Genomic DNA, 21,929 nt, shown 5'->3' with positions numbered 1-21,929 from the left:
GCTGGAAAAATAGCTGGGCATAATAGGCAGTTACAGCCCGAAAGCCAAACGGTTTTAAGCTTTTGTAAATTTTAGTTGGCGTTATACTGTTCGCAACCCTGATCTATGCGAAAAGAAGGTGAAATTTGATGAAATTTTATACTCCTATCGTTCTTATACTAACCGGTGTTGTTTTAAGCGGTTGCTCAAGTACGTTAAAACAGTCGTCTGCTCCAGCGGTATCTATGCAGGCGCAATCACCTGTAAGCCAAGCTTTACTCGATCAATATAATAGTTGGGCAGGAACGCCCTATCGTCTTGGTGGAAACAATAGATCAGGCATTGATTGCTCTGCATTTACCCAAGTTACTTTCCGAGATCAGTTTGGTGTAGATATTCCACGCACGACTCGGGATCAACTTGGTAGTGGTTCCAACATCGCTAAAGGTCAGCTAAAGGCGGGGGATTTGGTCTTCTTTCAGACAGGCTATAAACAAAGGCATGTAGGGATCTATGTTCAAGAAGGGCAATTTTTACATGCATCTACCAGTAAAGGGGTGATCATCAGTCGATTAGATAATCCCTATTGGCAAAAACACTATTGGACTGCGCGAAGACCAGAAGGCATTGATGTGCGATAGCGATTAATCGCCGCCGCAACCTCCTCCGCAGCCAGAGTCACCACCAGAGCTACATCCGCCACCTCCACAGCCGATATGGCTGGCGCAGTAGCCATCGTTTTCACGACCTTTGCAATTTAATTGGTAGGTGAAACCATCCTCAATTTTTAGATCTGCATCAATCGCGAACAAGAGAGGTAAACGTGTCGGTGCCTTAGGATCTATTCCATCGCGTAAACATGAATATTTCCAAGCCCGTTTAATCCCCTCTTGCGCTTGAGTTGGTTTTGTCATCGCTTCTGCGGGGGTGTGATGTAGGAATCGCCCAAGCGCATTAGAACAGAACAGCTCATAATCGCGGGTAAACAAAATAAACTCATGCCACACCACATCCACTGCCTGAGATGGCATAGCTATCGCTCTGTTTTTTGCAGCTAAGCAGATCAAAAAGAACTCTCTTAGCCCTTCCATTACCTTGTCACAATCAGCATCCGAAAGGTGCGGATAGCGCTTTCTTAGCTCTACGGTTAGGCGCTCAGGGAAGACATAACTCTCGATCAGTTCTCGGCGTTGCTTCTTAACCTTCCGTTGACGCAATTGCCAATACAATATCAAGAGAAAAACAGAGATAAACGATAATGCTATAAAGCTCATTTCACATCCTTGCTTATACGTTTACAGAAAAGAGATTATTAACTGAAACACTAGCATGACACTCATCAAATAGTCGAAAAATCAGTAAATTAAGAATTTTTCTGATAACAAAACCTGCAGCTAGCGACTAGGCTGCATACAAAATTACAAGAACTATAAATACGGTGGGTAATGGAATGGATCATTGTAAGGATTGCATGAAAACTATCATTGCAACGGATGGCAATCCCAGCCAAGAGCAATTGGATAAGTTAGGTAAGCCAGAAGCGAAAAAGTGGTGCGAGATATGTAAAGATCTAATGATCGCTCACTATAAACTTCGTGAAGAGTGCGATAACCAAGCAGAACACTTTGGCTACCGTCATCAGAAAAGCACGGGCTTCACACGCTTCGACGTATAAAGCCCGTTGTAGTCAAAAAAGCTTTATTTCTCTACTAACACACTCACCTGCTCAACAATATGCTGACCAATCGGTATAGCAGAAGTTGCAGCTGGCGATGGCGCGTTACATACTGCTAGCGCCCTGCTCGTATTCATAAACAAGAAATCATCGATAACATCCCCGTTTTTAGAAACCGCCTGAGCACGAATACCCGCTGGGTACTCTTTCATATCGTCTAGCGTCAATGACGGACAGTATTTCTGAACCAGCTTTAAATAGCCCGGTTTCGAAATTGAGTTTTTCAACTCCGTCATACTTGCCTTGAAGTGCTTGAATAGCAGTTTAATCATCCCCGGATAGGTCAGCATCTGAAAGCTATCTTTCAAACTGATATCGGTCTTTTTGTAACCTTCACGTTTGAACGCCAATACAGCATTAGGGCCAACGGTTACCGTACCATCGATCATACGGGTCAGGTGTACACCGAGGAACGGCAGGTCAGGATCTGGAATCGGATAGATTAGATGGTTAACAATCTGATTGTGTTGCTCATCTAACAGATAGTATTCACCACGGAATGGGATGATACGGAAGTCAGGTTCTAACCCCATCATCTCAACAATACGATCTGACTGCAGCCCTGAACAGCTCACTAAAAAGCGTCCTTGGAAACGCTCATTTTCAGCAAAAACAGTCACGCGGTCGGCGAACTCTTCGATACCTGTAACGCGAGTATTAAAACGAACTTCACCGCCAGCTTGCTCTACCAATTCCCCCATCTTACTGGAGATCTGTGTGTAGCAAACAATACCTGTAGAAGGAACAAAGATGGCACCTACACCGGTAATATTAGGTTCACGCTCGCGCAGTTGTGCTTGATCCAGCACTTCTATTTCGATGCCATTTTCAGCACAGCGACCAACAAGGGCCTGCATGCGCTCTAGCTCTTTCTGATTTGTCGCAACCAACAGCTTGCCGCATTCATCAAACGGAATATCGTGTTCACGACAAAACGCTTTAGTAGCTACGTTACCTTCTTTACAGAAACGCGCTTTCAAGCTGCCTGGCTTGTAATAAACACCGGCATGTATAACACCCGAGTTATGGCCTGTTTGATGTTGAGCCGCACTGGACTCTTTTTCTATCACTAAGACCGATTTGCCTGGATACTTTTTCTGTAATTGCCAAGCAGTCGACATCCCTAGAATGCCGCCACCGATGACAATGAAATCATATATTTTTTTATCTGAAGTCAGGCTCACACCTAATATCCTTAAGTCAGTACTCGAAGGTAGTGCTATGCAGCACTACCTTCTGAATCAGCAAAACGACGGCTATACATAAAGATCACAGCGAACAGCGCCGCAGCAACCAAATTGATCAGCACTTCACCGTGCGGCCAAAGCAGAGCAACTGCCAGAGCGCCACAGATTATACGCAGAACAATATTCAACTTCCCTTCTAAATAGCCTTCCATAAAGCCAACAAAAGCATACAAACCAAAGACAGCAAAGATAAAGATGCTAAACACCTCCATCGCTGTACCACCGATAAAGTTGGTATAAGCAAATAGAAGCGGCACGATATACAAACCTTTCGCTACCTTCCATGCAGTAAAGCCTGTCGCCATTGGCGGTGTTTTAGCGATTGCTGCTGCTGCAAATGCAGTCAAACAAACAGGCGGGGTTACGTTAGAGTCTTGCGACAACCAGAAGATAATCATGTGCGCAGACAATAGAATCATCGCCAACACTTCCGGTGCCATCGCCTGCTCTAGAAGCTGACCTTTGAAATCAGCCGGAACTAGATCCAACAATGCCTTAGCTTCTAATTCGCTCATAGGCGCAGATAGCAAAGCGACCTTCTCCATATCCACCAGCATAAAGATGGTTTTAGCCGCCTCTGGCAATGTGCCCTCAACAATCATATCCAACAGTCGACTTTCAGCCATCAAACCGTAAAGCGCTGGCGCAGAAAGCGTTGCGAGTACGATATAGGCAGCCGTAACCGGTAAGCCCATGCCTAAGATAAGCGATGCTAAAGCAACCAATACCAAGGTGATGAACAAGCTACCGCTCGCCCAATCAGTCACCATTAGAGAGAAAGTATTACCGATACCCGTCATCGCAACCACATTCACAACCAAGCCTACTGAAATCAGTAGCATTGCAGTGGTCGCCATGTTTTTAGAGCCCTGAGCTAAAGCATCTAAAATTGCTTTTGGCCCCATTGGGTTCTTGGATAACCAAGATGAAACAATCACCGAGATAATAGACAAGCCCGCAGCATAGGTTGGTGTAAAGCCATAAATCAGCAGTGAGACAAGAACAACCAAAGGCAGCAGGAAGTGCCAGCCCTCTTTAAATACTTCACCTATCGGGCGTGTATCCAGCTCAACCGCATGCGCATGGCTACGTTTCGCTTCAACACGAACAAAGAAGCCTACAGATAGGAAATACAACAACGCAGGAAGAGCAGCAATGGCAATGATATCCAGATAAGAGATCTGAGTATAAGACGCCATAATAAACGCACCCGCACCCATAACCGGAGGCATTAACTGCCCACCCGTGGATGCTGCGGCCTCAACCCCGGCAGAGAACCTAGCTGGGAAACCCGCCTTTCTCATAAGAGGGATAGTGATTACACCCGTAGATACAGTATTGGCTACAGAAGAACCTGATACAGATCCCATTAGGCCAGAGCCCAATACCGCTACAAAACCCGGGCCACCAACAAATCGGCCAGCTGCACAGCGGGATAGATCAATAATAAAATCACCTGCACCGGACTTCACTAGGAAAGCACCGAACAGGATAAACATAAATACATAGGTCCAGGAGATACGCGCGATCTGACCGAACATACCTTCTGAAGAGAAATAAGATCGATATAGCAGAGTCTCAAGGCTCAATCCGGCAAAGCCGAAAATGCCATCGATATACTTGCCCCACCAAAATACATAAGTCAGTGCAGCAAGGATCAAACAAGGGATAAACCACCCAGTTGTTCTACGCGCCATTTCTAAGGCGATAAAGATTGCGCACACAGAGAAGACCCAATCCCACTGGGCAAACTTCACACCGCGATCATACAACGCATCTTCAAAACCAATAAGGTAAAGCGCACAGACAATAGCGGCGATGCCTAACAGCACATCTAACACTAAACCAAGCTTCTGCTTAGCCTCGCTACCACCTTTGAACATAGGTACCATCAAACCGCACATCAGCGCAAAACCGCCGAAGTGGATGGCAGAGACATATAGCTCTGACCAAGTACCCAGAGTATTGAAGTAGATATGAGCAATGGCGAAAATTACGCCAATCCAATAAACCGCTCGCCCTGTTAGCGACTGTTCTGGACGTTTTGCTAACTCTAGCCCTTTTAATTTTTCACTGACTTCCTGGTCGGTAACAGAAGTTTCTGTAGCCATGCTTTCTGATCGCTCACGCTGATATTACAGCCAGCCGTTCCCCTTCCGAGCTCGGATGACCATGATCGTAATATAGGAATTAGGGTGGTGCAGATCTCAGTCTCGCTGGTAACTGAGTCTGCACCGGGTCGAACCTAAAAGCTGGGAACTAAACTAAATGACCACACCGGCAACGTTTAGTTCCTCTGAAGAGTCGTCTCTTCAGCTTATTTAGCTGTTAGGTGCTCAGGTATGTTGATACCTTTCTCTTTGTAGTAACGCGCTGCACCTGGGTGTAGTGGTACAGGAAGACCAGCGATCGCTTTTTCTAGTGCCATCGCTTTAGTCGCTTTATGAATACCGTTTAGGAACGGTAGGTTTTCATAAACAGTTTTAGTTAGTAGGTATACATCTTCCTCGGATACATCATCACGTACCGCTAGGAAGTTAGGCTGCGCCATTGTATTGATTGCTTTAGTTTGACCTGGGTAAGTGTTCGCTGGGATCTCATAACGAGTCCAAAGCTGGTAACCACCGTTCGCTTCTTTGATCTGCTCATCAGTAAAGTTAAGAACAGTAATGTCGCTACCTAGTGCTGCATAAGCACGTGTAATCGCAGATGTTGGAACACCAGATGGGATGTTCATACCTTCGATTGTACCGTTTTGAAGAGCATCAGCAGATGCACCGTAACCCATATGCGCTAGGTTAAAACCATCAACCTTAACATCTAGATTGCCAAGAATTGTACGGCCAGAACCTTCTGTACCGGAGTTCTTCTTACCAATTGAGAATTTTTTGCCTTCGAAAGCAGTGATATCAGAAATAGTGCCTGTTTTAGCTAGGTCACTTTTAACCACAAACTGTTCAACGTTCTGCCATAGCATAGTTACAGAACGTAGGTTTTTATTAGCGCCAGTCTCTTTTAAACGCCCTTCACCATTCCAAGCCCACGCGCCGTAAAGGCCTTGTAGAATTGCGAACTGAGCTTCGTTTTCACCCAACAGTTTAACGTTCTCACCCGAACCTGCTGAGTTGATCGCAGACATAGAAATTTTGTGCTTTGGCTCTAGCTTAACTTTAGTTAGTGTCGCCAATGCCACACCTACTGGGTAGTAAGTACCGCCAGTAGACGCTGTAGCCAAAATGTAAGAGCGCTTGTCATCGGCCTGTGCCAGACCTGCAGCGCCCATAGCTGTACTCATTGCTAGGGCTACGCCCATACCTTTAATAAAAGTGCGTTTTGTTATTGTCATCCTCTTACCCTTCTCCAGTTTGAGGTTTTTTATAAAGTTTGAGTTACACCCCTTCTGTATAGCAATAGCTATGCCATAAAATCAAAACAACAATTAACCCTTTAAAAACATACAGTTAAAATAAAACTCTAAAAGAGCCAAACCCCAATAGGCAAAATATCGCTTATCCAAAGCCACGTAATAAGCAAAATTACGCTCAAAAACTCACTTTAATCAGCTGTTATCGAAGAGCCATCAGATGTCGGTGAAATAATCCGCTGATATAAAGAATGATTAAGCGTCACAAAGTGGTTTTTTAACTTACAAGCAAGACTAAAGGCTAATAAGGATCGATAAACTGGAATCAGCATACGAAAAAGTAGGCAAAAAATTGCTTATTCAGCAAAGCAATTAAATTTGAAGGCATAAACAATGGATAAAAAGATCATATTTCCCATAGAGATAACGGAACTAATCAGGGAAAATGATCTCTTTAATACACTACTTAACTAGACGCTAAGGCTTTACTGATGACCCTGACTACAGGCAGCATCGGCCAACATCAAACATCGGTTGGCACTACCCAAAATACCGCTAAAACGGCTTCGACAAATACATCGGCAACCGAAAAGGAAAGTAGCACGGCCTCAACCCAGCCTAGCAACCTTTCGGATCGTGCGCAGAAGATTCAAAAACTGAATGAAGAGTTTTTCACCGGCGGTCCAAGAAGCGTCAAAATTACACCTTCGTTTATCCAACGACTGAATGAATATGGCTTTCTAAACGACAGTGAAGCCTCACGCTATCTAACCGACCAACAAAGCTTAGGAACGGCGCAGGACGACACTGTAGGTCAGTTAAGTGACTTTATTGATGATTTCAGCAGTAAACTCAATGAAGAATCTAGCGAGAACAGCTTGGTAGCAACGCTGGAGAAAGCGAAGACAGTCTTAGACAACCTTGGTAATACCAACAGTAATTCCGCATTAGATATCAAAACGACCTCTGCAGAGCTTACTCAATACCTCAATTCTGATGACGCTAAAACACTCAGCAAAGAAGACAAAGATCATCTATCCCAGCTTCAAATGGTCTTGGGCATCGCTGATACGCTTCAACCAGACAACCTATCTCGATCAAAACTAAACGATTACGTCAGAATTCTTAATGGTTTCTAGCTGGTTTTAGAATCAAACATGAAGGTAGAAATAAAAGCAGCGACTGGGTTGCTCTTAATTCCAATAATCAGATTCGCTGCCTCGAACAAATATCCGCTGTGATCCACTCTCATCCCAGTAAAAAGTGTAACCCTTCTCAAAATGCCACTCGCCAATTAGCTTCACTTCGGCGCCCTCTTTTGTCCATTTCAAGTCAGCTAACTGCAACATCGGTAAAGGGATCTCACCTAAATCATTCTTATGCTGATCTACGATCTTTATAAATCCGGGTTTATCAGAGGACGATCCGGGCATCATCGGGGTAAAAGATCGATAAGTGTTATAACTTACGATCGCTGTATATCGACCAGAAGGGTCTTGATGGGTGTAATAGACAGTTCTTGATGTAAAGAATAAAAAGGTCAGTACCGCTGCTATCACGAGTAGCAATAAGGCAATTTTTGATTTCATAGTGGGTAAATCCTTTTTATCTTATCCATTGCCTTAATACTGCAGCCGTCGATAAACAATCGCCTTAGCACCATTACAAAAAAACGGGCGACTGCTCAACACAGATCGCCCGTTTTTGTGAACTAGATAGGTACCATTTAGCTCGTAAAATAGATGCTTATCTATTTTGCTGCAAATTCAGCTCTGTTAGGGATCGCTGCGAAATCGATCAGTTCTTTTTCCATATTAAAGCCATTAGCTTCAAACCAATCGATAAGCTCTTTCTCGCGGTTTTCGTTGTAGAATCTGTGAGAGTACATCAGTACCACACTGTGACCATCCACAAGGCTAGCACGGGCCATAACCCCTTCTGCTACCTCTTCACCAGACATTACACCCACCACAACGAACTTAGTTGAAGCGCCATCTTTAGCCGCTATTTTAATCGCTTTTACCAGACGGCCATTCTGCGAGTAGCCATCACGTAAATCGTTAGCTAACTCTTCAAGGTCATCTTCGCTGCGTGTGCTAGAAGAGAAAATCACAGAAACCTTTTCGTTCCAGCTTTCTTTGTCTTTATCGGCACCCGTGAAGTACGAGTGCGTGAACTCTTCACTACCATTATATGCGTAAGATTTGCCGTTTAGCTGAATGGGCTCAACCGCAAAAACTGAGGTACTCAGCATCATCGCTGCACAAAGAGAGACTACACCTGTGATTCTTTTGATCATGTTCTTTCCTAACCGTTTTTATAATTTTTGGTTTGCTACTTACTTTTCGTCTCAAATAAGCAACAAACAGAATAATTCTACCCTGACCTGATTATTGCTAGATGTCAGCTCTCTTCAAACTGGCCGACAGTAGTAATTCCTTCGGCAATTGAGCCAATAGAAAACTTAGATACGCAGCACTCACCGATTGAAGAGAAATGCGCTCTGATCAAATCCACCATTTCTTCAAGTTCAAAATACGCTTCGACGGGCCTTGGCATGACAAGGCGATCCTCTGTCTCCTCTAGTGAAAATAAGGCGCCATCCGAATCAATTAAACGGTCATCAGCATCATAAACAACGGCATGAAGATCGTGATCGGTTTCCCACTCAGATCCACTGGAGATATAAGTCAGTTCACTATCTCCATGGTACTTAATAATGGCTGGCCACTTAATCATGTTACCTCGCATACACCTCTATAAACGCCTTTAACTCTTCAAGACTACGGATTACAAAAACAGACTTATCCTTAGCCGTACCTTCAACCTCCGCCATAAATTCATCGTTCCAAAACGAAGGTGATAAGCGCAGCATTTTATAACTCTGAATACTGCCTTTCAGTACAGAACTACCTTCCGGCCAACCTTCGGGTTTGATAAACAACCCTTTAAGCAAACGCTTAGTAACAAGCCAATAACTCGTGAGATAAGGAAGGTCGATATACACCAATGTATCTGCCGCATCTAAACGCTTCTTAAAAGCCCCTAACGGGCCTAAGCCATCGATGATCCAACTATCAGAGGCCAATATATCTTCATGGGTTTTATCAAAGATTTCACGCGTTACAGGCTCGCCACTTTGCTGATAGAAAAGTGAATCGAGTTGATGAAGTGGCAAACCGGTTACCTTTGCCAAGGCTTTACTCAAGGTAGATTTTCCACTACCCGGCTTACCAAAAACTGCGACTTTCCTCATGGGTGCTCCCTATTCGAATACCCCCAGAGGTAGAAACAATAAACCCACCATCTAGGGTGGGTTTAATAAATTCAGCGCATCAAGCATCCCACCATTCCTAAGGAATGATGATAATTCGTGCTACGTATTGATCTGGTTTGATGCTCATACAGCTATCGTCATAGATGGCGCCGCGATTGTCAATTTCTCGATCACTGTATTTAGATCATCTTGCTTTAATGACCCATCAGCTTTAAAGAAAGATAAGGAATAATAAACAGGCACAACGACAGCAATTTGAAATTGGCTAAGTATTTAAAGTACAAAACAGGCAACTGATCCTCACTAACGCCCAGCAGTTTGGAATGCAGAGGGATCACAGACGAACGCATTAACATCAAAGCCAGCGTAGTAAAAAGGAGAACAGCAATACTTAAAATAGAACTCCAGCCAAAGAACGCCGTAATCTGATCAACACTCATATCGAACTCTCCCTATTTCTAATAGCTTCTCTTTCCAAAAGCCTCAGCTCTAGTAAATAGTTTAGACCGACTCCAAACCTAAGACGTTAATCAGAAAGTGCTTTGACCTTAACAACCTTCTTAAACCAACTTCGCTTGGGATAACAGATAAACATCTCAAACTTATTCGGGCCGTTAAAGGTTAGTTGGTAGTGATCTTTAGATAACTCAACCACAGTATCCAAAAGATAAGAATTATAAAAAGGCTTAAAGCTGTAAGAGCCAACAAGCTCTAACTGCTTGCTAATCACTATAACTTCACAGCCTTCTTCAAACGGACAGTCCCAATTTATAAAGAGAAGGTAATAATCAGGCAGTTCAAACTGCTGATCGATCACATAGCCTGGCACAGTGAAATCTAGCGTTTCACCAGAAAAGAACAATGCAGATTGAAGCGGCCGATCTTCATACTCTCCTTCGTGTTCTTGAATGCTGAATCTATCGGTAGGAGTCATAGCTTTGCTCTTGGGATTATTTGCCGTCTATTTTGCAGCAAAGACCGTCAAAGCTGCTGTTTTGAGTAAGCGGCAGATACTGCGAAGGAAACGAAATATCGTAATAGCGATAAAAGGAGTCAATACCAGAAGAGCAACTGTAAACAAGGGATCAGAAGGTTCCACTATAGACGCGTTATTACTCTTATCCCTAAAAATGCCGCCATATCGAACATAGATATAAATAATATAATAAGCCCACGACTGGAAGAAAAGTATTACAGAATGAACAGCAAGCTCTATAAGCTGTTCTCTTAGTTTTTCACTCAACTATTAGCCTCCCGCTAGGCCCCAATTAGATATTAAAGGGCTGAGCTGCCGTTAATCAGCCCTATTTCATCAGTTAAGCTTTTTACCAAATATTCTTTGTATCCCCAAATCTGACTGACCACCCTAAAACGTATGCCGTCACAAAAAACACTGCGGATACTGATTTAACCGGATAAAAGAACAATATGAGTAAGCCCGCTATAAACGATGCAAACTCAAAGAAGAGCTGCATTTTTCTAGAGCGGATCCCAAAAAATAAAAACTTAAACCACCGAGGCTGCTTTTCCCAATTCTCAGATGTTTTATCAATCACTGTAATTTCCTCTATCAAAGTAGATATATCGACTTCAAAGACAGAGGCGAGGGATTTAAGCGTTTCAAGACTAGCTCGCTGACCACTCTCGACACGTTGAATAGTCCTTGTGCTCTGGCCAGCCATTGTTGCAAGCTGTTCTTGTGACCAATTCCGATCTGTTCTTAATTTCTTTACGATCATTTGTAATTCCTCGCCAACTGAGCCTCAAATATGGCGTAAAAGCTAAGTTGGCGGTGACGACAGCGACCTGACAGTTAAGCGACAGGGCTTATATTTCGGCATATAAGCTTAGATTTAGTAATGGTTTTAGCTACTGAGCTATGAAACTTTATTAAAAGGGCTTTGAACCCTTTAGTTTACCAAGGGTCATTTCATTGGGAAATTCTGAATAAAAACAATTGCTGAAGCTACAAATGCAAAAGTTCCTATAACTAAAGCTCCAACGTAAATAATGGCCCTTTTCCTTATCCCGTCATCCACATTGCTACGAGCAATTTTTATGAGAGAAATAAAATCTTTCATATGACCTTTAAAGAAATGAGCATCAATACCTTGAGCTTTGATAAAAGACTTTGCGAAAAGAGATAAAACGTTAACAAAGGCAACAATAGCAATGGTTACAGAAAACCATATATTTTCAAACGGGTTCATTTCCATTTATTGACCCTTAACGCTTTTGTAATGGGAAGCGTAGCTGCGAAGCAGCGCATTTAGAGTTCCAGACCGTACGCGATTATTAACAATACTTGTTAAATTCATGCATTCTCTACCAAGCGCTGTATGAGATTAAGTTCATCCTCAAATCTAAGATGATGTAGACTCGGAAGCATATTCTTGGAGTTTTCAAGAAATAGAGCCTCAAACTCTTCATCCTCTTCAACTTTTAAATGCATAGCATTAAAAACATCTAATGCTAACCACTTAATTTCCTCAACATCTAACAGTATAAAATTAGAATACCCTTTGTCTTCTAAAACAGATTGAACCTCGTCTTTACTCTCGGGCCAAGAATAATAAAAAATAGGGCGAACAGTAGAGTTCTCTTTGTTTGTATGATGGCCGAATGGTGAATATGAGTGTAATAAAGAGCTTCGCGCAGCCCACAGTTCTTGAGTCGTGTACCGATCCCACTTGGTAAGGACAGCAAAGTCTTTTAGAAAAGATTCGAAGATATCCCTGTTTTGTTTTTTTCCTCGATTCGAAAGGCTCGCACATATATCGATAAGCGAATACATATTTAGTAATGCAGGGTTCTTGTGCTTATCTTCAAGGAGACTAAAAGCAGCTGCTTTAAGATCTAGCAACATTGTCATAACGGTAAGAGTTCTAGGCTTCATAATTCTTTCACTTAAGAGCATTTAAGGGGTTCGCCCCCTTTAGTTACCCTTTTAGTTTCAACTTCTATTCCTTGGTTTAATAAAATGCTCCCAAAAGGGACTTTCGAATTAAAAGCCTCTACCCTTTTATCCTTGAAAGGGGTGCAGTAACCGCTACTTATAAAAAGTTACTCGTAAAACGTTATTGGCCCAAAAACAACAAACGCAATTGCTAAACCCAAACCTAAAAGGATTCCGCAATATATTCCCAAACCTCGTTGCTCCTCTTTTTTGAATATTACAGGGCTCCATGCAACAAAAAAGAATGCCAAGAAAAGACCTACAAGCCAATCGTGTAGGATGACACCGATTGTAAAAACAATGAGGCTTGTTATTAAAAAGCTTTTCTTAAAAGAATTTGAACTTGTTCCTAGTTCCGTATCACTCATAGGCCATTTAACGTTCTAGCTATAGGCTTTCTCGGCTCCCCGCTTCACTCAAATGACATCACAAGATCAAGATACTTGACTTCATCGTCAGCGATTTCACCATCTGAATCTGATATTTCCTTAGCTATGACTTGGGCTTTGTCCACAGCACCACACTGAGACAGCTCCTTCATAAGGTTTGAGAGATAGGATAACGTTTCTTCTTCCGAGCATCTGATGATTTGATTTATTTTTGAAACACAAGATCTTTGAAACGATTCAATGCTTATGGTTGAGCTCCACTCTATGCTCCCCATGAGTTCATCAACATATCTTTGCTCTTCCAGTGAAACCCGATTATCTATTTTGTAGAAGAATGTCGCTAACTCAATCAGACTTTCATTAGCTTCTTGGTCACTTTCTTTAAGTAAAGATCCCACTTTATTCTTAAAAACATCAAGTATATTCACTAACAACTACTCCGATCAGATATCACTTTTACATGATATGCGTATATGGAGGGCATAAAGCGCCCAGCCTCTTTTTGACCAAATACAGATGTAATAAATTGAAAAGGAAGGAATTATTTAGAAATGAAAAACACTCTTCCATGGCAATGCGTACATATGCTTATCTCTATTGATACAGCAGGCTAGGTACAAAATGATCGATGTACCTACAAACGCTCGACTTCCATCTGTCTGATTTAGTTAACTTTTAACCCAGCTTAGGGGGCAATACAAGTAAATCATTTTAGATAGAGCTTGTAGCTACAAACTCTATCTCTCGAATAATCTACTCATACATTTATGAATTTGGCTGAACCGCTTTAAGTGTAATCAGCCCGATTAATCCCGTACTTCGCCATCTTCTGGTTTAACGTACGTCTAGGCAGATCCAGCGCGTCCATCACCGCTTTGATATTACCTTGGTGTTGTTGCAGAGAACGCTTGATGACTTCGGCCTCAAAGCCGGCAACTTGTACTGCTAGGGGTTGGCTAATATCCCCTTCAAGGTGTGAAGCCTGCAGATTGCTGGTATCGGGGAAGAGAATATCGCTTACCGATACGCGCTTATCTAAGGCGTAGCGCATGGCGATATTTTTTAGCTCGCGAACATTACCCGGCCATTGGTAGCTTTGCAGGGTGCGGAAGTCTTGCTCGGGCAGTGCTCGCTGCTCTTTATCGTGAGATTCCGAGGTCATACGCACATAGTGCTCAAACAGTAACGGTGTATCTTCTAAACGATCTCGCAATGGCGGGATATGTAATTGCGATACGTTTAAGCGATAGAACAGGTCTTCACGGAAATCATCCTCTTCTCGCAGATCGGTTTTAGCCGCAGCAATGACACGCAGATCGACTTTGATCGGAGAATTACCACCTAGACGCTCAATCACACCTTCCTGCAATGCACGTAGTAGCTTGATCTGCAGGTGTAGCGGCATGCTCTCGATTTCATCAAGAAACAATGTGCCACCACTAGCGTATTCAAACTTACCGATTCTGCGTTTAGCTGCACCCGTAAAGGCACCCGCTTCGTGACCAAAGAGTTCGCTCTCAATTAGAGATTCTGGAATCGCACCACAGTTGATCGGTACAAAATGCTTGTCTTTACGATGGCTAAATTCGTGCAGCGACTGCGCCACCAGCTCTTTACCCGTACCGGTTTCACCATAGATGATGACATTGGTATCAAGATCAGCCAGCGTTAAGATCTCTTGCTTTAATCGCCTGATCGCTGGCGATATGCCAATTAGGCGCTGATCAATGCCACTAGAAGACGCTAAATTTTGCTGCAGGCGTAGGTTATCCAACATTAAACGGCGCTTTTCACAAGCACGTTGGATCGTCTCTACTAAGCGCTCTGGGTTGAAAGGTTTTTCAATAAAATCATAAGCGCCCTTTCTCATGGCACCAATGGCCATATCGACATCGCCATGCCCCGTTACCAGAACCACAGGGAAACCAGGTACAGCCTCCAAGATATTATCCATCAACTCTAAGCCGGTCATCTCTGGCATTTTGACATCGCTGACAACGATACCAGGGAAGTCGACTTGGATATGGCTAAGCGCCTGCTGGCCGCTATCACAGCCAATCACATCAAAACCGGCCATTTGTAACCATTTTTCGGTAGATTTCCGCACCATGGCTTCATCGTCTACCAATAAAACGGTACCTCTGGATGACTGATTTGGTGATTGCTTATCTGTCATTACGACCTTCTCTAATTAGTTTCACAAATAGGTAATAGCAAGGTAAAGACAGCACCGCCCTGCTCGGTATTCCCTGCGCTTATATCACCATTTAAATCACGCATGATAGATTTAACAATCGCTAAACCTAAGCCTAGGCCATCACCCATAGGTTTAGAGGTAATAAATGGATCAAATAGATTAGCCAGTAGCGCAGGATCGATACCTTCCCCGCTATCGTTTACTTGCAATTGCAACTGCTGAGATTCGCTATCTTCGGTCAATTCAATCTGAAGCAGTTTATCCGATACACCGTGCATGGCATCTAGAGCATTTTTGACTAGGTTAACGACAACCTGCTCCAAACGAGCATTGTCACCGAGAACAAATAGTGTTTTCTCAGGTAGATCGAACTTGAGCTGCACTTCTTCATCAGCAATGCGCTGCTTAAACATCTGCAAAGAGTTCTCGAGCACCATTTGCATGGAAACCGGTTGTTTTTGTTCTGGTTTTTTATAAGCGTAGGTTTTTAGCTGGGCAGTGATTTGCGCCATGCGTTGTGTGAGCCCGTCTACTTCTAACAGGCTTTCTTCTAGCATTTCAGGTTGAGTCATCACCTGTCGGCAGATTGCCACGTAATTTCTAATCGCGGTTAGCGGTTGATTCAGTTCATGCACAATTGCAGTAGACATGCGACCAAGCACCGCCATTTTACCGGCCTGCACCAACTCTTCCTGCGCTTCTCTAAGGGCTAGCGTTCGTTCTTCGACTTTATGTTCCAAAGACTCATTGGCTTTCTGTAACTGAACCTCCAAGCCTTTACGTCTGGATATATCGATGACTGTCACAAGGAACTGCTTCGCCTCATACCCCTGCATTTTTCGGATAGAGATCATCAGCGGGAATTCAGTCCCGTCACTTCTGGAACCTACCGCCTCGTAACCCACCAGCGGAGAAAAACCCTTTTCACCGAGGCGATGTAAAACCCTCGCAATAGGGGTAACTCCATCTGAAGCCAGTAATTCCAACAAAGGTTTCGCCAAGATCAATGGCATCGATACAGCAAACTGCTGCAGAGCCATATCGTTGGCAAAGGTGATATGTCCTCTTTCATCGATAAGCAGTAAGCCAACCTGCGCGTTATTAATAATCGCTTTTTGTTGCGCTTCACTTTTCGCTAAGGTCTCACGGGTGACATTTTGTGAGCGGAGCTTTAACTGCCTCTCTCTAAACCACAAAGCAAACAGACCAAGCGCGATACAGCCACCAAACGAGAACAACGCGGCATTTCTGACGTTACGCTTAACGACTTCGGTGTCTGTAAGAACCGATACTTGCCAATTCAAGTCATCAAGCGCTACAGAGCGTGACAACCATTGATCAGCACCTCGCTTCCAAAGCCGCGTAATCACACCGCTCTCAAGCATTAAAACCTCTTCATCAACCTGCTCTTTTACCGTTTGAAATCGAGTCAGTGGCGCGGTAGTAAAGAAGATAGAACCGGCCTTATCTCTCAAGATCACTTCGCCAGTTGAACGCAGCTTTTTAACCATCGCCTCCAGTTCAACCCGAACCACTGCTGCACCCGAAAACTCTGTGCCGTTATAAACAGGTGAAGACAAAAAGTAAGCAGGTGATTGATTATGTTCATTCAAACTAAATTGACCACCTCGGTGACCCGCTAACGCTTGTTTATAGTAATCTTGTCTACGATGGGATCGTTGAATGAATTCCTGCTCATCCCGCCAATGGCTATAGGCAGCCGTATTACCATCGGAATTCAAAACAAATAGAGAGGAAGAACCCGCAACAAGGTTAATCTGCTCTAAATAGAGGCTCACCTCTCTGGCTATGCTCGGAGAGGGATCAACCAAAAGGGCTTTAACATCGGTATCTTGAGAGATTAAGAACGGCAAATAACGATACTCGTCTAATGCCGACCTTAACTGGGTGATAACTTTTAAAAGCTCGTCAGAACCTTGCTGATGCAAGTTTTGCAGGGTCCAGTCACGCGCAAAGGTAACTACCTGCCATGTACAGACAAGCGTTAGTAATAAAAAGAGAAGCGTGACAAGCAGTCGTCTGACCATTAGTGATTAATTCGAAACCCAAAAACTCAGATTAGCAGGGGTTCAGGGATTGAATCAAACAGCAATGCTGCTCCAATCACATTTATCTGCCTGACCTGCCTGCACACGTTGATGCCAACCCGGTGCGTCAATCACATCACCGATATCATCCAGTGGTGGGTAAGCTAACCCTTTATCGCGGCAGAACTTCGCCAGATCTCGATTGCCCCACTCAAACAGGGTACGCGATATCTCTTCGTCGCTCAGGTGCTGCTTTTCATACAAACCCGCGGCTATACGTTGGCGCTGAGCTTCGACCAGAATAATCCCTGCTGCCGTGGATACGTTAAGTGAGCTCACCATCCCCATCATCGGGATAATGATGTGCTGATCGGCCATCTGCGCTGCTATATCACTCACACCCTGTTTTTCAGCGCCCATCAAAAGCGCACATGGTTGGGTGTAATCAAACTCGCGGTAATCGATCGCTTGATCGGTAAAATGCGCCGCCACCACTTTCATGCCCTGAGCTTTAACCGTTTCGATCGCCGATTCGACTGATTCGTGCTGTCTGTTTTTAACGTAAAAATCACTGCCCTTCGCCGTACCACGATAAGTTCGGTAGCCCTCTTTAGGCACAACAGAATGAATACTGTGAATACCAACAGCATCGCAATTACGAATCAGAGCAGATAAATTTCGTGGTTTATTTACTTGATCAGCAATCAAACTCAGATCAGGTTGGCGGCGTTTAAGCACACTTAGCAGTTTTTCAGTACGTTCTGGCGTCATAAAACTATAATTGCAGGTAATTTAACTGCGCGAACAGTAACAGAGTTTTTATCTCTGTGTAATAATACGCGCCTCAATTTTCGTTAAACAGATAAAGACCATGACCAACCTGCCTGCCATTATTGCTTATCAAGGCGTACCGGGTGCTTATTCACACCTTTCATGCCGCAAAGCCCATCCAGAATTAGAAGCTAACGCCTGTGCAACTTTTTCGGATGCGATGTTTATGGTGGAGCGCGGTCAGGCACGTTTAGCGATGATCCCGCTCGAAAACTCAACAGCGGGTCGTGTAGAAGAGATCTACCGTTTAATGCCGAAAACTGAGCTACACATAGTCGGCGAACACTTTGAACCAGTGAATCACTGCTTGTTAGCGCCAAAAGGCACAAAGCTAGAAGATATCACGACTGTGGCTTCTCACCCTCAAGCACTAGCGCAATGCGATGGCCATATTAATGAACTTGGCATTAAACCAGTTGCTAGCCTTGATACCGCAGGTGCGGCTGCCGAGCTAAGCGAAAAACAAACACCAGGCCATGCAGCGATCGCCTCGAGCCTAGCGGCTGAGTTATATAATCTAGAGATTATCCGTGAGAACTTCCAAGATAAAACCGGGAATACTACCCGCTTCTTGATTCTTGCGCGTGACAGTCATATCCCTGCGCTAACCAGCGGTTCTCGCTTTATGACATCTATCATGTTCACTGTACGCAATATTCCGGCTGCACTCTATAAAGCGCTAGGCGGATTCTCTACCAATGGCGTGAACATGTTGAAACTAGAGAGCTACATGGCATCTGATACGATGACGGCAACTAGCTTTCACCTTGATGTCGAAGGTCATCCAGACCAGAAAGCGATGAAATATGCGCTTCAAGAACTCGACTTTTTCGCCAAAGATGTCCGCATTATGGGCACTTACCCGCTGCATCACTTCCGTTTGGAAGACGATCAAATCATTGAGTAATAGCCTGAAAAGCGCTTAACCACACAAACCTAATTGATACTCAGCTAAACTAAACGGAAGTATCAATTAGGTGATTACATTCTGCACCAAAGTTTAATTTTGCACTGCACAAAAAATCAACATACTACATATGCACTTGCGGCTTAGCTATCAAGGACATGTGATAGCTTTCAAGCCCATCTGCATCCCATCTTCAACTCTGGCCTCGCCATGAGTTAACGCATTTTTTGCCCCTCTTTTAGAGGGGTTTTTTTATGCCTGCAGAAAACTATTCCCCTATTCCATTCAAAAATCTTACCGCCAACACCTAAACCGCTATTGCGGGCCCTATAAATTTTTGCCACCATATATGGAAAAACGTATATGTGGATTAAATATGCAAGCCACGACTCTATTTAAGTGCTTATCAGACACGACAAGATTTGAACTGATAATGCTGATACATCACCACAAAACTCTCTGCGTCTGTGATTTCACAACGCTACTTGAGCTCAGCCAACCCAAGATTTCGCGACATCTGGCCCAGCTAAGAGAACATGGAATTGTGAGTGATAGCCGCAAAGGCCGCTGGGTTTATTACAGCCTGAACAACCAACTCCCAGCGTGGTGTCAGCGCGTAATCAACGAGACTTATGAAGCTAGCCAAACAGAGCTAGCAGAACTACTAAATAAAAGCTTAACCTCAGAAAGCTGCTGTGAGTGATAAAAAGATGACTATCAAAGTTGGTATTAATGGTTTCGGTCGGATGGGCCGATTGATAATGCGTGCGGCTTGGGAATGGCCAGAATTTGAATTTGTACAGATCAACGACCCACAAGGTGATGCCGCTACATTAGCCCATCTGATGAATTTTGATTCAGTACATGGCACTTGGAAGTACGAAGCTACCGCAACTGACACTGGCATGATTATTAATGATCAGCAGATCAGCGTTACTCACAATAGCCGCATAGAAGATACCGATTGGTCTGGCTGTGATCTTGTCTTTGAAGCCAGCGGTGTCATGAAGAAAAAGGCACTGTTAGATAAATACACCGAACAGGGTGTAAAGCATGTGGTTGTGACAGCGCCGGTAAAAGAAGAAGGTGTACTTAACCTAGTAATGGGCATCAACCATCAGCTGTATACGCCGGGTGAATTCCCAATCGTTACGGCTGCATCCTGTACTACTAACTGTCTTGCGCCTGTTGTTAAGGTTGTACACGAGAAACTTGGCATTAAACACGGTTCAATGACCACGATTCACGACATCACGAACACACAAACGATCTTAGATGCGCCGCATAAAGATCTTAGACGTGCACGCGCTTGTGGCATGAGCCTTATCCCAACTACGACGGGATCTGCCAAAGCGATTACTCAGATCTTCCCAGAGCTAACCGGTAAGCTAAACGGCCATGCCGTACGTATTCCTTTAGCGAATGCTTCGTTAACGGACATGGTTTTCGAACTTGAACGTGAAACAACAGAAGCTGAAGTAAATGCCTTATTCGCTGAAGCTGCTGAAAACTCCCTAAAAGGAATTTTGGGTTACGAAGAGCGCCCTCTAGTTTCGATCGACTACCGAACAGACCCGCGTTCTAGCATCATCGATGCCCTATCCACCATGGTAGTGAACGGCACTCAGTTGAAGCTGTACGCTTGGTACGACAATGAATGGGGCTACGTAAACCGTACTGCCGAATTAGCCAAATATATCGCGATTGATTGTGAAAAATGAGTAACCTTGCCAACAGTGCCATCCGGCAATACATGGTCGTTACAGGTAATTACTGGGCCTTTACCTTAACGGATGGCGCGTTGCGCATGTTAGTTGTACTGCACTTCCACCAACTTGGATACGGTGCACTCAGCATTGCGCTGCTGTTTTTGTTTTATGAATTCTTCGGAGTTGTCACCAATCTATTTGGAGGCTGGCTGGGCGCAAGAATTGGTTTAAACAAAACCATGAATATAGGGCTATCTTTGCAGATCATAGCCCTACTCATGCTGACTCTGCCAACGGATTACTTAAGCATGGCTTGGGTGATGGCCGCTCAAGCACTATCCGGTATAGCAAAAGATCTAAATAAGATGAGTGCTAAAAGTGCGATTAAATCACTCGTTGATGAAAGCGCACAAAGCACGCTATTTAAGTGGGTAGCTATTCTTACTGGCTCTAAAAATGCACTTAAAGGTGTAGGCTTCTTCTTAGGCGGGGCTTTGCTCCACCTTGTCGGCTTCCAAGGCGCCATGTGGATCATGCTGATCGGCTTGGTCTTTGTGTTTTTTTGCAGCCTAATATTGCTGACTAAGAGCCTTGGCGTTTCAAAGTCAAAACCAAAATTCACTGAAATCTTCTCTAAGAATCGAGCGATCAATATCCTCTCAGCTGCACGGATGTTTCTGTTTGCCTCCAGAGATATCTGGTTTGTAGTTGCTTTGCCAGTTTATCTAAGCGAAACCATCGGTTGGGATTTTTGGATAGTTGGCAGCGTCATGGCTGGCTGGGTCATCATGTATGGCTTTATTCAGTCAATTGCACCAAGCATTACCGGTAAAAAATCTAAAACACCGCCTAGCGGGCGCAGTGCTGCACTTTGGGCAGGCATACTCTGCTTTATACCAGCGTTGTTCGCATTGAGTCTAGGCACTAATGAAGTATGGGTTCTGCTGGTGGGCTTAGGTATTTTCGGCGCGGTCTTCGCTCTAAATAGCTCGCTTCACAGCTACTTAATCGTTAGCTATGCACGTAAAGACGGTACCTCTCTCGATGTTGGTTTTTACTATATGGCCAATGCGATGGGGCGTTTGATCGGGACAGTGCTTTCCGGTGCTGTATTCCAGCTATGGGGACTCGAAGCCTGCTTGTACTTCTCTTCCTTAATGCTCTTGATAGCTGCGATTATCTCGCTATGGCTACCTAAAGCAGCAACTACTCAGGCTGCCACTTCAGTTTGAGTCGTTGCACTAAATTTTAGTTTTAAACACTAACTCTGATTTAAGCAGCTAAACTTAG

26 protein-coding genes are annotated in these 21,929 nt (G+C 43.9%); 7 read left to right on the top strand and 19 right to left on the bottom strand.

Translation table 11 applies throughout. From position 1 onward, the window contains the following. The first annotated feature begins 128 nt into the window (after positions 1-128). A complete protein-coding gene (locus ACMXYV_RS06695) occupies positions 129-620 on the top strand; it encodes an NlpC/P60 family protein (protein ID WP_415890974.1) in 492 nt (163 codons plus the stop codon). 3 nt (positions 621-623) lie between these two features. Here ACMXYV_RS06695 and ACMXYV_RS06690 read toward each other — a convergent pair whose 3' ends face one another. Further along, positions 624-1,253 carry a glycine-rich domain-containing protein gene (locus ACMXYV_RS06690; protein ID WP_415890973.1) on the bottom strand — a complete coding sequence of 210 codons (630 nt, stop codon included), beginning with the start codon at positions 1,251-1,253 and terminating at the stop codon, positions 624-626. A 197-nt stretch (positions 1,254-1,450) separates the two neighbouring features. Between ACMXYV_RS06690 and ACMXYV_RS06685 the strand changes: the two genes are divergently transcribed. Continuing rightward, the gene (locus ACMXYV_RS06685) at positions 1,451-1,654 is read left to right on the top strand and encodes a hypothetical protein (protein WP_415890972.1); all 204 of its coding nucleotides are present in this window, start codon (positions 1,451-1,453) and stop codon (positions 1,652-1,654) included. A 23-nt stretch (positions 1,655-1,677) separates the two neighbouring features. Here the strand turns inward: ACMXYV_RS06685 and lhgO are convergent, their stop codons facing one another. From lhgO to ACMXYV_RS06670, 3 genes are all read right to left on the bottom strand, one after another. After that, positions 1,678-2,874, bottom strand: coding sequence for an L-2-hydroxyglutarate oxidase (gene lhgO, locus ACMXYV_RS06680; RefSeq protein ID WP_415888078.1), 1,197 nt, complete (start codon positions 2,872-2,874; stop codon positions 1,678-1,680). A 59-nt stretch (positions 2,875-2,933) separates the two neighbouring features. Continuing rightward, entirely contained in the window at positions 2,934-5,072 is a 2,139-nt protein-coding gene (locus ACMXYV_RS06675) for a TRAP transporter permease (protein WP_415890971.1), read from the bottom strand. Positions 5,073-5,278: 206 nt separating this feature from the next. Next, entirely contained in the window at positions 5,279-6,307 is a 1,029-nt protein-coding gene (locus tag ACMXYV_RS06670; RefSeq protein WP_415890970.1) for a TAXI family TRAP transporter solute-binding subunit, read from the bottom strand. 509 nt (positions 6,308-6,816) lie between these two features. On the opposite strand from ACMXYV_RS06670, the gene ACMXYV_RS06665 reads away from it, so the two are divergent. Next, positions 6,817-7,464 (top strand): hypothetical protein, encoded by a 648-nt coding sequence (locus tag ACMXYV_RS06665; RefSeq protein ID WP_415890969.1) that lies wholly within the window; start codon positions 6,817-6,819, stop codon positions 7,462-7,464. A 54-nt stretch (positions 7,465-7,518) separates the two neighbouring features. Here the strand turns inward: ACMXYV_RS06665 and ACMXYV_RS06660 are convergent, their stop codons facing one another. The 15 genes from ACMXYV_RS06660 to trmH all read right to left on the bottom strand — a co-directional run bounded on the left by ACMXYV_RS06660 (position 7,519) and on the right by trmH (position 17,963). Further along, on the bottom strand, positions 7,519-7,914 hold the full coding sequence (locus ACMXYV_RS06660) for a hypothetical protein (protein ID WP_415890968.1): 396 nt from the start codon (positions 7,912-7,914) through the stop codon (positions 7,519-7,521). Positions 7,915-8,075: 161 nt separating this feature from the next. Continuing rightward, positions 8,076-8,624 (bottom strand): hypothetical protein, encoded by a 549-nt coding sequence (locus ACMXYV_RS06655; RefSeq protein WP_415890967.1) that lies wholly within the window; start codon positions 8,622-8,624, stop codon positions 8,076-8,078. Positions 8,625-8,728: 104 nt separating this feature from the next. Continuing rightward, the gene (locus ACMXYV_RS06650; protein WP_415890966.1) at positions 8,729-9,064 is read right to left on the bottom strand and encodes a DUF4144 family protein; all 336 of its coding nucleotides are present in this window, start codon (positions 9,062-9,064) and stop codon (positions 8,729-8,731) included. 1 nt (position 9,065) lies between these two features. Continuing rightward, positions 9,066-9,581 carry a shikimate kinase gene (locus ACMXYV_RS06645; RefSeq protein ID WP_415890965.1) on the bottom strand — a complete coding sequence of 172 codons (516 nt, stop codon included), beginning with the start codon at positions 9,579-9,581 and terminating at the stop codon, positions 9,066-9,068. Between the two features lie 215 nt (positions 9,582-9,796). Next, the gene (locus ACMXYV_RS06640; protein WP_415890964.1) at positions 9,797-10,042 is read right to left on the bottom strand and encodes a DUF6868 family protein; all 246 of its coding nucleotides are present in this window, start codon (positions 10,040-10,042) and stop codon (positions 9,797-9,799) included. A gap of 86 nt (positions 10,043-10,128) precedes the next feature. Beyond that, on the bottom strand, positions 10,129-10,536 hold the full coding sequence (locus ACMXYV_RS06635) for a hypothetical protein (RefSeq protein WP_415890963.1): 408 nt from the start codon (positions 10,534-10,536) through the stop codon (positions 10,129-10,131). Positions 10,537-10,563: 27 nt separating this feature from the next. Further along, positions 10,564-10,845, bottom strand: a complete 282-nt coding sequence (locus ACMXYV_RS06630; RefSeq protein ID WP_415890962.1) for a hypothetical protein — start codon at positions 10,843-10,845, stop codon at positions 10,564-10,566. Between the two features lie 82 nt (positions 10,846-10,927). Further along, positions 10,928-11,341, bottom strand: coding sequence for a helix-turn-helix domain-containing protein (locus ACMXYV_RS06625; RefSeq protein WP_415890961.1), 414 nt, complete (start codon positions 11,339-11,341; stop codon positions 10,928-10,930). Positions 11,342-11,527: 186 nt separating this feature from the next. After that, entirely contained in the window at positions 11,528-11,818 is a 291-nt protein-coding gene (locus ACMXYV_RS06620; RefSeq protein WP_415890960.1) for a hypothetical protein, read from the bottom strand. A 98-nt stretch (positions 11,819-11,916) separates the two neighbouring features. After that, complete coding sequence (locus ACMXYV_RS06615; protein WP_415890959.1) at positions 11,917-12,498, bottom strand: hypothetical protein; 582 nt, start codon at positions 12,496-12,498, stop codon at positions 11,917-11,919. A 167-nt stretch (positions 12,499-12,665) separates the two neighbouring features. Next, positions 12,666-12,926 (bottom strand): hypothetical protein, encoded by a 261-nt coding sequence (locus ACMXYV_RS06610; protein ID WP_415890958.1) that lies wholly within the window; start codon positions 12,924-12,926, stop codon positions 12,666-12,668. A gap of 44 nt (positions 12,927-12,970) precedes the next feature. Further along, positions 12,971-13,375 carry a hypothetical protein gene (locus ACMXYV_RS06605; protein ID WP_415890957.1) on the bottom strand — a complete coding sequence of 135 codons (405 nt, stop codon included), beginning with the start codon at positions 13,373-13,375 and terminating at the stop codon, positions 12,971-12,973. A gap of 359 nt (positions 13,376-13,734) precedes the next feature. Further along, a complete protein-coding gene (locus tag ACMXYV_RS06600; protein ID WP_415890956.1) occupies positions 13,735-15,123 on the bottom strand; it encodes a sigma-54-dependent transcriptional regulator in 1,389 nt (462 codons plus the stop codon). Positions 15,124-15,134: 11 nt separating this feature from the next. Further along, positions 15,135-17,192, bottom strand: a complete 2,058-nt coding sequence (locus ACMXYV_RS06595; RefSeq protein ID WP_415890955.1) for an ATP-binding protein — start codon at positions 17,190-17,192, stop codon at positions 15,135-15,137. Positions 17,193-17,246: 54 nt separating this feature from the next. Then, positions 17,247-17,963, bottom strand: coding sequence for a tRNA (guanosine(18)-2'-O)-methyltransferase TrmH (gene trmH, locus ACMXYV_RS06590; RefSeq protein ID WP_415890954.1), 717 nt, complete (start codon positions 17,961-17,963; stop codon positions 17,247-17,249). Between the two features lie 100 nt (positions 17,964-18,063). On the opposite strand from trmH, the gene ACMXYV_RS06585 reads away from it, so the two are divergent. From ACMXYV_RS06585 to arsJ, 4 genes are all read left to right on the top strand, one after another. Further along, positions 18,064-18,930 carry a prephenate dehydratase gene (locus tag ACMXYV_RS06585; protein ID WP_415890953.1) on the top strand — a complete coding sequence of 289 codons (867 nt, stop codon included), beginning with the start codon at positions 18,064-18,066 and terminating at the stop codon, positions 18,928-18,930. 349 nt (positions 18,931-19,279) lie between these two features. Then, complete coding sequence (locus ACMXYV_RS06580; protein WP_415890952.1) at positions 19,280-19,633, top strand: metalloregulator ArsR/SmtB family transcription factor; 354 nt, start codon at positions 19,280-19,282, stop codon at positions 19,631-19,633. A gap of 7 nt (positions 19,634-19,640) precedes the next feature. After that, positions 19,641-20,651, top strand: coding sequence for an ArsJ-associated glyceraldehyde-3-phosphate dehydrogenase (locus ACMXYV_RS06575; RefSeq protein WP_415891430.1), 1,011 nt, complete (start codon positions 19,641-19,643; stop codon positions 20,649-20,651). Continuing rightward, positions 20,648-21,871: an organoarsenical effux MFS transporter ArsJ gene (arsJ, locus tag ACMXYV_RS06570; protein WP_415890951.1), complete on the top strand. Its 1,224-nt coding sequence runs from the start codon at positions 20,648-20,650 to the stop codon at positions 21,869-21,871. Before ACMXYV_RS06575 ends, arsJ begins: the two co-directional genes overlap by 4 nt. Positions 21,872-21,929 lie beyond the last annotated feature (58 nt).

Source organism: Neptuniibacter sp. SY11_33 (genome assembly GCF_047778025.1).
Classification (GTDB): Bacteria; Pseudomonadota; Gammaproteobacteria; order Pseudomonadales; family Balneatricaceae; genus Neptuniibacter.
This window is presented reverse-complemented; position numbering and strand designations above follow the sequence as displayed.

Excerpts from the sequence above, each read along its gene's own strand:
- ACMXYV_RS06675 (WP_415890971.1), bottom strand. The coding sequence starts at position 5,072 with ATGGCTACAGAAACTTCTGTTACCGACCAGGAAGTCAGTGAAAAATTA.
- ACMXYV_RS06670 (WP_415890970.1), bottom strand. The coding sequence starts at position 6,307 with ATGACAATAACAAAACGCACTTTTATTAAAGGTATGGGCGTAGCCCTA.
- ACMXYV_RS06585 (WP_415890953.1), top strand. The coding sequence starts at position 18,064 with ATGACCAACCTGCCTGCCATTATTGCTTATCAAGGCGTACCGGGTGCT.
- ACMXYV_RS06600 (WP_415890956.1), bottom strand. The coding sequence starts at position 15,123 with ATGACAGATAAGCAATCACCAAATCAGTCATCCAGAGGTACCGTTTTA.
- ACMXYV_RS06620 (WP_415890960.1), bottom strand. The coding sequence starts at position 11,818 with ATGGAAATGAACCCGTTTGAAAATATATGGTTTTCTGTAACCATTGCT.
- ACMXYV_RS06635 (WP_415890963.1), bottom strand. The coding sequence starts at position 10,536 with ATGACTCCTACCGATAGATTCAGCATTCAAGAACACGAAGGAGAGTAT.
- trmH (WP_415890954.1), bottom strand. The coding sequence starts at position 17,963 with ATGACGCCAGAACGTACTGAAAAACTGCTAAGTGTGCTTAAACGCCGC.
- ACMXYV_RS06625 (WP_415890961.1), bottom strand. The coding sequence starts at position 11,341 with ATGATCGTAAAGAAATTAAGAACAGATCGGAATTGGTCACAAGAACAG.
- arsJ (WP_415890951.1), top strand. The coding sequence starts at position 20,648 with ATGAGTAACCTTGCCAACAGTGCCATCCGGCAATACATGGTCGTTACA.
- ACMXYV_RS06575 (WP_415891430.1), top strand. The coding sequence starts at position 19,641 with ATGACTATCAAAGTTGGTATTAATGGTTTCGGTCGGATGGGCCGATTG.
- ACMXYV_RS06615 (WP_415890959.1), bottom strand. The coding sequence starts at position 12,498 with ATGAAGCCTAGAACTCTTACCGTTATGACAATGTTGCTAGATCTTAAA.
- ACMXYV_RS06660 (WP_415890968.1), bottom strand. The coding sequence starts at position 7,914 with ATGAAATCAAAAATTGCCTTATTGCTACTCGTGATAGCAGCGGTACTG.
- ACMXYV_RS06695 (WP_415890974.1), top strand. The coding sequence starts at position 129 with ATGAAATTTTATACTCCTATCGTTCTTATACTAACCGGTGTTGTTTTA.
- ACMXYV_RS06610 (WP_415890958.1), bottom strand. The coding sequence starts at position 12,926 with ATGAGTGATACGGAACTAGGAACAAGTTCAAATTCTTTTAAGAAAAGC.
- ACMXYV_RS06655 (WP_415890967.1), bottom strand. The coding sequence starts at position 8,624 with ATGATCAAAAGAATCACAGGTGTAGTCTCTCTTTGTGCAGCGATGATG.
- ACMXYV_RS06685 (WP_415890972.1), top strand. The coding sequence starts at position 1,451 with ATGAAAACTATCATTGCAACGGATGGCAATCCCAGCCAAGAGCAATTG.
- ACMXYV_RS06580 (WP_415890952.1), top strand. The coding sequence starts at position 19,280 with ATGGAAAAACGTATATGTGGATTAAATATGCAAGCCACGACTCTATTT.
- ACMXYV_RS06640 (WP_415890964.1), bottom strand. The coding sequence starts at position 10,042 with ATGAGTGTTGATCAGATTACGGCGTTCTTTGGCTGGAGTTCTATTTTA.
- ACMXYV_RS06665 (WP_415890969.1), top strand. The coding sequence starts at position 6,817 with ATGACCCTGACTACAGGCAGCATCGGCCAACATCAAACATCGGTTGGC.
- ACMXYV_RS06690 (WP_415890973.1), bottom strand. The coding sequence starts at position 1,253 with ATGAGCTTTATAGCATTATCGTTTATCTCTGTTTTTCTCTTGATATTG.
- ACMXYV_RS06645 (WP_415890965.1), bottom strand. The coding sequence starts at position 9,581 with ATGAGGAAAGTCGCAGTTTTTGGTAAGCCGGGTAGTGGAAAATCTACC.
- ACMXYV_RS06650 (WP_415890966.1), bottom strand. The coding sequence starts at position 9,064 with ATGATTAAGTGGCCAGCCATTATTAAGTACCATGGAGATAGTGAACTG.
- ACMXYV_RS06595 (WP_415890955.1), bottom strand. The coding sequence starts at position 17,192 with ATGGTCAGACGACTGCTTGTCACGCTTCTCTTTTTATTACTAACGCTT.